Source organism: Sphingobacterium psychroaquaticum, from assembly GCF_900177625.1.
In the GTDB taxonomy this organism is placed as follows: Bacteria; Bacteroidota; Bacteroidia; order Sphingobacteriales; family Sphingobacteriaceae; genus Sphingobacterium; species Sphingobacterium psychroaquaticum.
In genome coordinates this window covers 133,701-145,961 of record NZ_FXAU01000003.1, presented here as the reverse complement: position 1 = coordinate 145,961, position 12,261 = coordinate 133,701, and the positions used below count along the sequence as shown (strand labels likewise).

Annotated in this window: 11 protein-coding genes; 2 read left to right on the top strand and 9 right to left on the bottom strand. The window is 43.9% G+C overall.

Annotated features, from left to right (window positions below):
• Positions 1–16: 16 nt before the first annotated feature.
• The 3 genes from B9Y69_RS09040 to B9Y69_RS09030 all read right to left on the bottom strand — a co-directional run bounded on the left by B9Y69_RS09040 (position 17) and on the right by B9Y69_RS09030 (position 1,471).
• Positions 17–907 (bottom strand): SDR family oxidoreductase, encoded by an 891-nt coding sequence (locus tag B9Y69_RS09040; protein WP_085472630.1) that lies wholly within the window; start codon positions 905–907, stop codon positions 17–19.
• 69 nt (positions 908–976) lie between these two features.
• Complete coding sequence (locus B9Y69_RS09035; protein ID WP_085472629.1) at positions 977–1,210, bottom strand: hypothetical protein; 234 nt, start codon at positions 1,208–1,210, stop codon at positions 977–979.
• 24 nt (positions 1,211–1,234) lie between these two features.
• Positions 1,235–1,471: a hypothetical protein gene (locus tag B9Y69_RS09030; RefSeq protein ID WP_085472628.1), complete on the bottom strand. Its 237-nt coding sequence runs from the start codon at positions 1,469–1,471 to the stop codon at positions 1,235–1,237.
• 166 nt (positions 1,472–1,637) lie between these two features.
• Here B9Y69_RS09030 and B9Y69_RS09025 point away from each other — a divergent pair, with 166 nt between their 5' ends.
• Both B9Y69_RS09025 and B9Y69_RS09020 read left to right on the top strand, forming a co-directional pair.
• A complete protein-coding gene (locus B9Y69_RS09025) occupies positions 1,638–1,967 on the top strand; it encodes a hypothetical protein (RefSeq protein WP_085472627.1) in 330 nt (109 codons plus the stop codon).
• 246 nt (positions 1,968–2,213) lie between these two features.
• Entirely contained in the window at positions 2,214–2,723 is a 510-nt protein-coding gene (locus B9Y69_RS09020) for an RNA polymerase sigma factor (RefSeq protein ID WP_085472626.1), read from the top strand.
• 100 nt (positions 2,724–2,823) lie between these two features.
• On the opposite strand, the gene B9Y69_RS09015 is transcribed toward B9Y69_RS09020, so the two are convergent.
• Genes B9Y69_RS09015 through B9Y69_RS08990 form a run of 6 tightly spaced genes read right to left on the bottom strand, consistent with a single transcriptional unit; the run spans position 2,824 to position 12,085 of the window.
• Entirely contained in the window at positions 2,824–3,846 is a 1,023-nt protein-coding gene (locus B9Y69_RS09015) for an amidohydrolase family protein (RefSeq protein WP_085472625.1), read from the bottom strand.
• 59 nt (positions 3,847–3,905) lie between these two features.
• Positions 3,906–5,228 (bottom strand): BNR repeat-containing protein, encoded by a 1,323-nt coding sequence (locus B9Y69_RS09010; RefSeq protein WP_085472624.1) that lies wholly within the window; start codon positions 5,226–5,228, stop codon positions 3,906–3,908.
• Positions 5,229–5,242: 14 nt separating this feature from the next.
• Positions 5,243–6,478, bottom strand: coding sequence for a DUF2264 domain-containing protein (locus tag B9Y69_RS09005; protein ID WP_085472623.1), 1,236 nt, complete (start codon positions 6,476–6,478; stop codon positions 5,243–5,245).
• A gap of 11 nt (positions 6,479–6,489) precedes the next feature.
• A complete protein-coding gene (locus B9Y69_RS09000) occupies positions 6,490–7,617 on the bottom strand; it encodes a glycoside hydrolase family 88/105 protein (RefSeq protein WP_085472622.1) in 1,128 nt (375 codons plus the stop codon).
• Positions 7,618–7,631: 14 nt separating this feature from the next.
• The gene (locus tag B9Y69_RS08995) at positions 7,632–10,130 is read right to left on the bottom strand and encodes a glycoside hydrolase family 2 TIM barrel-domain containing protein (protein ID WP_085472621.1); all 2,499 of its coding nucleotides are present in this window, start codon (positions 10,128–10,130) and stop codon (positions 7,632–7,634) included.
• Positions 10,131–10,168: 38 nt separating this feature from the next.
• Positions 10,169–12,085, bottom strand: a complete 1,917-nt coding sequence (locus B9Y69_RS08990) for a glycoside hydrolase family 43 protein (RefSeq protein ID WP_085472620.1) — start codon at positions 12,083–12,085, stop codon at positions 10,169–10,171.
• Between the last annotated feature and the right edge of the window lie 176 nt (positions 12,086–12,261).

Below are 12,261 nucleotides of genomic sequence, written 5' to 3'. Positions count from 1 at the left end.
TAAATCGAACAGGACATCAAAAGCTAATTCGCCCACCCGTTACCGGAATTGTCGCCCCAGACACGAAAGAGGCTCCAGTAGACGCTAAGAATACATATATAGGCGCTAGCTCGGCAGGCTGTGCAGGGCGTCCCATAGGATCTTTAGCCCCGAAGTTCTCATGATCCGGAATGGTGGATGGTATCAAGGGCGTCCATACCGGACCGGGAGCAACAGCGTTTACACGTATGCCGGTATCATCTTCCATTAACTTCTGCGCGAGATTAGCTGTAAAATTCTGAATTGCCGCCTTTGATGCAGCATAAGGCAACAATGTGGGATTGGGATCATATGCATTAACAGACGTGGTATTGATGACAGAACCGCCCTCCGGGATGTAGGGCATTGCGTATTTGATGAGGTAGAACATAGCACTCAAGTTTACCTCAAATGTTTTATTCCATTCCGCTGCGGTAATATCTTCTAGTTTTTGATAGGTCATCTGATAAGCCGCATTATTCACCAATACATCGATTCGTCCAAACTCGGCTATAGTCTTTTCCACGATGGCCTTGCACCACGTTTCTTCTTGGATATCTCCTCGAAGAAGTAGCCCTTTTCCTCCTGCTTGCTCTACCCAATTTAGCGTATTCATCGCATCTGTATCTTCGATTTCATCCTTATAAACAATAACGATGTTTGCGCCTTCGCGTGCCATAGCGATAGCCACTGCTTTACCAATTCCGGAATCACCTCCCGTAATCACGACAACTTTATTTCTCAAAAGTCCGTTTCCCTCATAACTGTATTCGCCATGGTCTGGAATAGGAGACATCATATGCTCCACCCCGGGCGGTTGTTGCGGTTGGCTTTCAAACGGCGGTTTGGCATATTTCTCACTCGGATTTTTTGTTTTGTCCTTTTTCATAATGCTCTAGTTATCGCTAATTAGGGTTCAATTTCAATGGCCATCCATCTCGCTCTCCTACCTCTATTGTTAGCAGGTATCCTTGTTTTTCATGGACTGTTCACCAATTTTAAGTAAGAATAAAGGTGCCGCCAATCGCATCATGGCACTTCCATATCCCATATATTTTAAGCCAATAGCGGTTAACGCCATAGCGCCAATAGCACACATAATAATTTTCTTTTTTTTGTGCCCAGCCGTATTTCCTTTTTTCCGCATCATCTCATCTTCGAGAAGCTGCTTTACTTTTTCTAAATTTTCCATAATTAAACGTTTTTATCTCATCCATTATTTATCCGAATGACCTCTCGCTTTACGAATGCTATCCTTACGCATGGAATCACGCGCCACCGAATCAATTGTTCCATAGAGAAGGTTATCTTTCTCTTCTAAATTATAACGCGACCTATCCGATTCCGATATAGCGCGAGGCGCCTTGTTATCATTTTTTGTTGACTGATCCGTACAACTTAAGAGTAGAAACATAGCCAACCCTAACACGTTTTTGATTTTTATCTTTTGCATAATTTTCTGTGTTGTTGTACCTCTCGAACAAACCCATCAACCAAATAGTTGGACAAAATATAAAATGGGGTAATATTACGTATCGCCGCAGGTCTATTTCACGTAGTTTTCCCTTGAACGAAACCATAGCCAACCTGTTCGTATAATAACATACAAAATCAAAAAAATGGAAAAGCGAACAAGAAAAGCAATTCACAGCATAGATGTTGTTATTGCTATGACCATGCAACAAGCTCCTCGCGATAGTGACAGTGATCGGCCAGATCCGGAGAGAGAGGAACGACCGGATCACACCCGCGATAAAGATCCAGTAGAGCAACCTCCTCTCCCGTCTCCCGATATGTATCCACCGGAGCAGAGCACACCTGAAATTGAAGGATTGGATGAGAATGTACCTGAAGAACATCCCGAGACAGATATCCCACTTGAAACACCTGTACCCGACATCGATGAAATAGATCCGGATCCCGATCGAGAAATTGAAGGAGGATTATAAGGCTAAACGGAGGTACTCTCCCTAAACGTACACGAATCAGTCCACTCCGGCTGGTTCGTGTTATTTTAACCGAGTCTGACATCAGGACCGACATCTATACGTATAAATACTTAGTAACACCGGTTACTTATCCTACTCCCGATCGTAAAATGTAACATAAATAATACAACAAATACCTGAAATACCCGAAATCGCGAATTTCAGCCTCCTTTTTGTAGTACTCTGGATACATTAAAACTACATCACATGGAAAACAGAGAAATGAATTTACAGATGAACGAATGTCGAAGTACACTTCAAAAATTGGCTTACAAATTCACCAATGATCCAGAAGATATTCAAGATTTAGTGCAGGAAACACTATTCCGCGCATTAAAATATGTGGATCAGTTTTTTCAGAACCCAAGATTAATTCCTTGGCTTTATGTGATTATGAAAAATGTGTACATTAATCAGTTTAGACAACAACAACAGAAATATACCTACGAGAATTTTAAAACATCGGAATACCAGGATGCAGGCTGTATCGAACCGTTTATTGTCAGCCACGTGGAAAGCACGCTTATTGTAAAAGATATCTATAATCTATTGAAGCGCTTTCCACAGCAATATGGAGAAATGTTCACTAAATTTATTGATGGTTACAAATACAGTGAGTTATCTGATTACTATAACATGCCTGAAGGGACAATAAAATCACGTATTCATATTATACGAAAAAGCTTACGCAAGAAATTGGTCAATTATCACCAGTAGACACATACCACCCAACTATAAATTACAAAAAGTAGGAAGATTACCCTTATATAGGGTAATCTTTTCTTTTTCTAGCAGGTATCATGTACTGAAGCACCTTTTATAGTCCATACAGTCGCTTCGCATTGGTTATTAAAATAGCCTCCTGCTCGTAGGTATCTAAGGCACTTGACTGGATGTAACGCACAGCACGTGTATATTTATCGTCCTGGAAATAAGGAAAGTCACTTCCTAACAGAAGTTGCGCGAAACCAAAAGTATCACGTGAACATCGCAATGATTCTTTATGAAAATTGGCCGTATCAAACCAGAAGTTACGGAGCGTTTCCCATGGGCTAGACTGAAAGGCATTCCAATCTGTATAATTATCTTCAATGCGTTGCATCAAAAAGGGCAACACGCCGCCTAAATGTGCGACATGAAAGCGAATATGGGGGAATCTACGGGGTACATCGGCTTTCAAAAGCTGTAAGACAGCGATTGTATCTTCCATTGGAGCGCCTATAACCCACTCTAAATGGTAGTCATTTATCATACGACTATTCGCACCACAGCCGGTGGGATGGATATAAACAACAGTCTTTAACCGATTAAGCTCCTCGAAGAAGGGTAAAAATCGAGGATCAGCCAGACTATACTTATTTTGAACCAACGTGTTCAATCCAATACCCTGAAAATTTAGCTTAGTAATCGCCCGTCGGGCTTCTTTTATCGCCTCATCAACATGAGGTAAGGGCACAGCACCGTACGCCATAAATCTTCCCGGATATTGCTTAATTAAGGTCGCATATAAATCGTTAATAGATTGTGCCAGTTGATGTGCATCTCGGTTATCTCCCCACTGAGGCTGCTGCGGCGTAGCAGATAATACTTGACATTTAACACCGGCATCATCCATCATTTGCAAACGGTCTTTTAGATCCGATGCACTATTGGTCGCTCGTATATTTCGAGCGACAGCAGTGTCTTTAGCACCTAAGGTAGCTATAGCATCTAAATATTCGACACTCCATAAATGTGCATGGGTATCAATGTAGGTCAAAGGACCAACAGCTGAATCTGCTCTTTTAAAAGGTGATGTTTCACGAGAATCGTTATCGGGATGTAATGCGCAACCTATCATGTATAGTCTTTATTTGATTAATAGACCAACAAGTAACTGCAAGGAATGGTTTTAATTACTTAAGGTTTCCACTGCAAAATACGGACAGGGGTCGAGGGTACATCCAACACGCCTTCTCCATCTTTCTGCGCAGTGGTCTGTATAAATACATGAAGTATATGATTTCTTCGCCATAGCTCTGTATCGTAATTAGGTTCCCAAGAAGCTAAGGATGTTTTATCCAAATCCATCAATTTAAACCCCTTGTCCTTTAATTTATCGATCCGTAGGAGCGAGGGTCTATTGCGCCGTTCGTTATCGCGAAACAAGAGATATACAGCAGCATCTTCTCCCTTTCCTTTAACCATCAGTTGTGGCCGTGCGATTGGGATTTCTTTTGTCCCGCCTCCGCGCAGTGAAAAAGCAGTTTTCCTAAAATCTAACGAGCGCACTTGCCATTGTCCATGGATATGGTAAATCAGCTTATACTGCGGCACCAGCGCACCTGGCGAACGCCAGTAGGATGCGATGAATGGATTTCCGTCTTCGTCCGCAGCCATAGCCGTTTGGTTTATAAGCTCATGCTGCATCGCAATGTGTGTTGCATATTCTGCATTCTCCGCCGTAATCGGCAGCGTATACGGTGTTCCTGTTGTACGCATCCACGTTACACCACCATCGGTCGAGCAAGCGTAGGCCATGTCATGATTGCTCCCCACATCCGGAGTTTCGCGCCATACCCAGGATAGATGGATTGCTCCTTTATTATCAACATAGGCCTGCCAATATGCATTTCGTTTTCCTTCCCCATCAATCAAGTTATTGTGAATACGACACCATCTTTCTGTCTCCGGATTATATTTATTAATTACAAGATTGCCGTTGCCAGAACCTCCGTCTCGATATAAAAACAATAAAGATCCGTTGGGTAAGGCATAAAACTCCGGATAACTTACCTGTCCTTCATTCAATCCGATCATCGGCTGTTCCGAAGAAAGGGCTAAACTGCCTGGTGTGATGCTACGGGCATAACGCAAACGGGTATTATGGTGATCCCAGGCTACATGAAGGTAACCATGTGCATCCACCATGATAGCAATTACATTATGTGCATCACGGATATTACCTTTGTAATTTGTCACCTGGGTTTCCCACAGATCTGTGCCCAAGCGACGCTTTCCTAATGCCACAAACCCTTCTTGATTGTAGTAGGCTGTATATTGAAAATCTGCATCACTAACCAACGCATTTTTTCTAAAGACAGCCGTATTAATTGTATTTCCAGCCCATCCCTCCCCGACAACGGATTGCTGTATCCCCGCGCAAGATGTCAATAGGAAAAACCACCAGATATATAGGGGGATCCTAGAGAACTGAGTTCGTTGTAACGCTATATTCTTCATCGCATTATCTATGTTTATCGCAGATCTACACCATAATCTTTGACCGCAGCCGCACCCGACCAAATTTGCTGCGCAGTCCAAGGCAAACTGTCCCCGGTCCAAAAGTCATCTGTTGCCGGTAAACCCAGGGGCAAAAAGAGATTTGCACAAATATAAGGGCTGCCTTGGTTGTTATAAAAGTCACCTAAGCTGGGTTGTGCACCATATAAACCTATAGTAAGCCAACCCTTCTCATAGGTTGTCGGTGCCTCCATCGTCTTTCGCAGGACGGCGGTGAGCGCACCGCGAACTTGTTTTGGCTTTAATTCCTGAGGAAGCCTCCCTTTCCATGCCATATCGGCTAGATGGTGAAATGTCGCACCCCGATAGATAACTGACCGTCCTGAAGGTGGATATGTACCGTCCGTATTGATCAATCGCTCTAAAATAGCAGCATACCGCAGGTTTCTTTTCTTGATCTTCCCAAACATATCCTTATAGGCCTCTGTTTTGTTTTCCAAAACATCGACTATAGCCGCAAGATAGGGATGGATAACAAAGCTGTTGTAATAGTCAAATGCATAATGTACCCCATCTTGGTACATCCCATCCCCCACATACCATTGCTCCAGTTGGCGCAAGCCGTAATCGACACGTACCACATCCCAATCGAGACCATATTTCGCCAAAAAAACCTCGTTCATCGCACAAAAAAGCAACCAATTGGAGTAGACAGGACGAAAGCGACGTGTTGTTTTTATCGATTCCACGAGCTGCTTCTGATATTTAACAGGTAAATTTTCCCATATCCACGGCGCGCGTACCACCGCTATTGCCAAAAAGGAGGCATCTACCAATTGCTGTCCGCCAATATCAAAACGCATAAAATCATTCGCAGCACTATCTAGGGCATTTTCCAATCCCTGGATCGTCCACTTCCGATATTGCATCCGCAACTGCACCTCTTCAGCATCGCCTCCTTCCAGCTGCAACCACGGTGCTATTCCAGATAAAACACGACCTAAAACCTCCAGGTATTGCACCTGAATACGATGGTCCCGATTATCGACATTTACGGAAGTCACCTGTGGCATGTTAATACGCAAACTATCCTGCGCTAAACTTTCCAGAACTGGCCGCGCTAACCGATCCATCTCCCGCAACCAAAAAGCACGATCTGTCTCCCTTATATGTACTGCTTGGTGTACCGTTTGTGCCGTAGTACAGATCCAACTTAACCAACATACAAGTATCACCAAACACTTTTTCATTTGCTGTTCTTTTATTTATCCAAAAAACGATAGAGCTCTGCACTAGCCAGTAAAAACGCACCCACGCCAAAGCTAGCCGTCGATTTTTTATCAACAATTTGTCCCGGGATAGCCTTTTCTCCGATTGGCTGAACGTATCCTAATGCACCATCAGGTTGCAGGGCTTCATACCGCATGTAATGCCACGCACGTTCAACCACGGGGAAATAAACTTCTTTTGCTAAGTATCCCTGATTAATCCCCCACAGTATACCATAGGTAAAAAAAGCCGTACCGCTGGTCTCTGGACCAGGAGCATGGTTCGGATCCAATAAACTACGTGTCCAATAACCTTCAGGCTGCTGACATTTAGCTACGGCTTGAGCCAGCTGCACAAACCGTTCTTCAAAAAAACGACGGTGTACGTAATCTGGTGGTAGATCGGCAAGGACTTTTGCCAAGCCTGCCAACACCCAACCATCCCCACGGGCCCAAAAGTCTTTTAAACCGTTTGAACTCTTATGTTTTGGATAAATATATTTACCGTCCCTATAGTATAAATTCGCTTCCTTATCGAACATCAGGCTATCGGCAAATAGAAAGTAAGTATGTAATTTATCCAAATAACGGATATCATCTGTCAGCTGGTATAACTTAGTCATCACCGGCATGACCATATACAAACCATCGGCCCACCACCAATAATCGGTATTTGATGTGTTCATTTGATATTCCATTACTTCTTTAGCCCGTTGTATCCGTTTTGGATCGGGTTCGAGTTTATACAGGTCGATGTAAGTCTGAAAACATATCTGCCAATCACCAAACAGCACATAGTCATCTTTCTCCCCATAGCTATACTTCCATGTTGCTGGATCAGTCGACCGTGCCCCTTGCCATACATTATGCTCCGCCCACTTCAAGCTATAATTTAAATATCTCTTATCTTTTGTGAGTTTATAAGCCTCCATATTTCCGGTATGATATGCGGCAATATCCCAAAACGCCCACATCTCCGGTTTTTGATGCGCCTGCCAGTGGTCGTTCACCTTTTTGAGCGTTATCAAGACATCCTTTTTATCTAACGGCTGTGCTGTTCCCTGGAAGTACCCTGCGTTACATAAAAGAAATAGGCATAAAAAGAACTTTTGAATTGTCATATTATTTCATTCTATCAGCGCAAAATCAGTTCCTGCGTTGCATTCCCTAACCATGGTGTTGTAAATCGAATTGAAGCCTGCTCACCTGGGGTGCCATTAGCTTGGACATACACGATCATCTTCCCGTGGAAAACGCGTTGCTTATTATCCGTGTAATCACCCATATCAGCATTGTTCCCCGCTTCCATTCCCAATAATTTCACATGCCCTAGAACCTGGCATGTAATCTCATTATCGGCAAGAATAACTGGATTATTATTTTCGTCAACTATTTGCAACTCTATTTGTGCTACCCCTCCTTTTGCATCGACCGTAATCGGCCCTTGCTGTACCAAGCGGATAGACTGAGGCCGTTGGTTCGTTTCGATGGTATAACGCGCCACTTCCTTTTCATTTATATCGACCCCAACAACCTCCAGTCGCCCTGCCTCATATGGAATATCCCAATGCGTAATGCCATATTGTTCATTATATGCCTTCTTCTCTCCCACGACCTTATCATTCAAAGTTAAATACGCAAAAGCGGCATTGGTATAACAAACAACGCGAATCTGCTGTCCCGGTTGATAATTCCATACAGGCCATGCATCCATAGATGGTGCATGGTCTTTCCTATCGCCTTGCTCCGCCTCCAGGACAGACCAAACATCGGTCGCAGCGCCCCCTCCTTGCAAAGGATAAGTACCCAAATAGGCCATCGGCTTATTAGACCAAAGCGATTGACGATAGTAACCACGAGGCTTAATAAAACCAGCAAAATCCAGTAATCCCGAATAGAAACCACGCGAAGGCCAACGTCCGGATTCGCCCAGGTAGTCAATGCCCGTCCACAGAAACTGCCCAAAGATATGTTCATGATCTGCAACTGCTTTCCATGCACCAAAATCGTGTCTGTTTTCACTACCAAAAATAACCCGATCGGGATAGCGTTTATGATCTTCCTGGTACCTGCTTTCTGTATAATTATATCCTGCAATATCCAAGGCCCCCGGATAAGCGGTCTCATTAGACATCGCTACACCGGCCAACCCAGCTGTGACCGGACGGCTTTGGTCGTATTGACGTACGATAGCTGCTAAACGCTTGGCAATATCGCCTAGACGCATGGCATCAGGCGCCTCTTTTTTATATCCGCCATAGGATGCTTGCGTAAAGCCTCCTTCTTTCTTCTCTCCGTCTAAGATGGGGTGTGAATAAGGGTCATTTGGATAATCCACTTCATTACCGATACTCCAGGCAAATATGGAAATATGGTTACGATCTCTCTTTACCAGATCCGCCAGGTCGCGCTCTCCCCACTCTTCAAAAAAATCGTATGCTCCCTGAAAGCCTGGGCTGCCATTATTCCACCCTTGAAGCCATTTTCGCTTCGGGAACTCCCACTCGTCAAAAGCCTCATCCATCACCAATAGCCCCAACTCATCACACAGATCGTACAGGGATGTTGCTTGTGGGTTATGACTTGTACGGATCGCATTTACCCCCAGCTCCTTTAAGGTCAATAAACGGCGGCGCCACACCTCAGGATACACTTCCGCCCCCAATACACCTGCATCGTGGTGTAAGCAAACGCCTTTCACTTTCATGCGTTCGCCATTTAAGGCAAAGCCTGTATTGGGATCAAAAGTAAAAGACCGAAAGCCTGTTTTCACTGTGGACTGATCAATCGTCGTTCCATTGTGGAGGACAGTCGTCCGCAACGTATATTGGTTCGGTTGGTCTAGGCTCCATAGCAAGGGACGTGATACATCGATCGAAAAAGGAATAGCATGTTGCTTTCCCGCTGCAACTTGCGCCTTGGTCACCTTCTTCGCCACAACCTCTCCTTTAGGGTCGAGCAACTCGCCCAGCACGGATACCTGTACCACTTGCATGGACTCATTATTTACCGTGGCCTCCACCTGCAGTGTTCCCTTCGTACCTTTCAGCTCCGGATAGGCATACACGCCCCACTGATCAAGGTGCACTTGATTGGACCGCACCAACCACACATCGCGGTAAATGCCGGAGCCGGTATACCAACGGGAATCGGCATCCTGACTATGATCTACGCGCACGGCCAACATATTATCGCCCGGCTTCAGATACGGTGTTACCTCATACATAAAAGAGATGTAACCATTAGGCCGCTTTCCCAGGCTTTTTCCATTAATAAAAACCTCGCTTCTGTTATAAACTCCTTCAAAATAAATAAATACTTTTTCATCCTTGTTTTCGAAAGTCATCGGAATATTTTTCCGGTACCAACCAATTCCACCTGGTAAATAACCGGTAGCACTGGCCAAGGTGGGGCTCAGCTGCTGTTTAACAGTCCAGTCGTGTGGCAACTGTACACGTCGCCATCCCCGATTATTTGTATTTGCTTGATTTTGTCCATCGGTATCGCCTAAATGAAAAGCCCAATCTGTATTGATTTTCTCAGCACGGCCAAAACCAAGCTGTCCGAAAGCGGTTCCGGCACTGAATAAAGCCGCGACAAAACCGACTATGGTATATTTTATTAAATTTCTCATCGTTTTTTATTTAAACGGAAAAAGTTATCCTACTTCCCTTAGTTCGTTGGTATTATAGGTACAATATGACCTTGGGCATCAAAATACATAGGATCCATGCATACCTCTCGATGAAATCCCGCAGCTTCTCCCATATGGATACCATCAGGCGAGTTGAAGCGGTGATACACGATGTACCATTCATCTTTGCCCGGAATTAGCAATACCGAATTATGCCCAGTACCATAAATCCCTTTATGCGCATCTTTCGAGAGAATAAGATTGTTCGTAGGAATCTCAACAGGACCTAACGGGGACTTGGACGTTCCGTAACGGACACTGTAATTAGGACTTCGCGTATCATCTTCTGACCAGAAGAAGTAATAGGTACCTTTTCTATAAATCACGTATACCCCTTCCCGGAACGTTTTATCGATGGTTATCGTTTGCACCGTATTTTGTTTTATTGACACCATATCTTTGTTCAGCTCAGCCACAGCCAGATAGCCATTGCCCCAATAGAGATAACTTTTACCCGATTTGGGATCTGTAAAAACAGCAGGATCGATTTCTTGTCCACCTTGCACACCTGTCGGCTTAAAATCAATTAATGGCTTTCCTGAATCCACAAAAGGGCCTGTTGGCAGATCCGAAACGGCCACACCTATTTTTTGCGCTGCCGTGAAATAATAGTAGTATTGATATTTATTTTTTATCTTTTTCTCCGTGATGGTCGGTGCCCATGCATTACGGTCTGCCCATGATACATCTCTTTTTAAATCGAGAATTACCCCCTCATCTTTCCAGTCTTTAAGATTATCGGATGAGAAAGTCTTAAAATAATATCCTCCCCAACTGTCAAAACCGTCGCTTGTTGGATAGATATAATACCGACCTGTCTTATTGGAATATAATACATCTGGATCCGCATAGAAACCTTCTAAGACTGGATTCTTCGTTTCAGGCAAAGTTATTCCTTCCGGCAGCCCCCAGCGATCAGTTACTGCTTTAAGTTCCTTTCTGGAAAGTGGAATGATGGAACCATGACGCGGATGAAAATCCATATTCACGTCGTGATCGATCACATGGAAGACATCCAGATCACGACTTTCGCAGAACTGATATTTTCCTTTTCCATATACATCATACATCAAGATATATGTATCCGAATGATTTAATTTGAATACACTTGATCCTTCAACGGCATCTTTTGTCTGTTGTTTGTATCCGGGTTGTTCAATCCATTTTCCGCCGGTCAAATCATCGGTTAGGGCTAATCGGATACCGTTACCATGTCCTTCCGTTTTATAAAAAAGATAGTACAGTCCATTTTTATTAATGATATCGCCATCAATACAAGACTTCCCGTTCTTCGGTAAGAATAATACTTGCGGTTCACCTTCAAAATCCGTGAAGCTCGCATTGGCGTATGCGTAGTATATGATATCTGGTCCGGCACCGTGTTGCATAGACCAGTATACCATATACTTTCCTTTTACGGGGTCGAAAATCGTTTGTGGGGCCCATACTCGCTTTAAATCCTCTTGTCCGCGGTACCGTTCTTGAATATTAATAACGGAATGCTTCCAGTTCACGAGGTCATCCGACCGCAGTAACACCATCGCACGGTTGGAATCCCAGCCCTTCGAGGATGTCATATCGGTTAATACCATATAAAAACCATCGCCGTGCTCCCCCCGCAAGATATGCGGATCACGTACACCTCCGGTCGTACTGATTACTTCAGAGGAAAGAACAGGTTGATTGCTGTTCAGTGCCTTGTAGGTGTATCCATCTGTACTGATGGCAAAACATACCGCTTCGTCCGCCACTGCATTACCTTTGAAGTACGCAAATAAATATCCGGCAAAATCCTTCGGTGCGGGTCCTTGTTTGTACTGCGCGTAAAGGTTTAGGTTAGGTAGCATAAGCGTGAGCAACAATATACTTTTCAGTGCTAGCGTTATCTTCAGCATTTCTATTTTCTTTAGTAAACAAATCTAGGAATCATTCATGGTCATTAACAGGGGGATTTTCTTCATTCAAAGAGGTCAAATTCGTCAGTCCCGGCCTCTTTTGTTCCCCCTATTAACTTATCATATAAACGAGGCTTAGATTACGGAAACCTAAGCCTCGTAAAGAGTTTATTTTT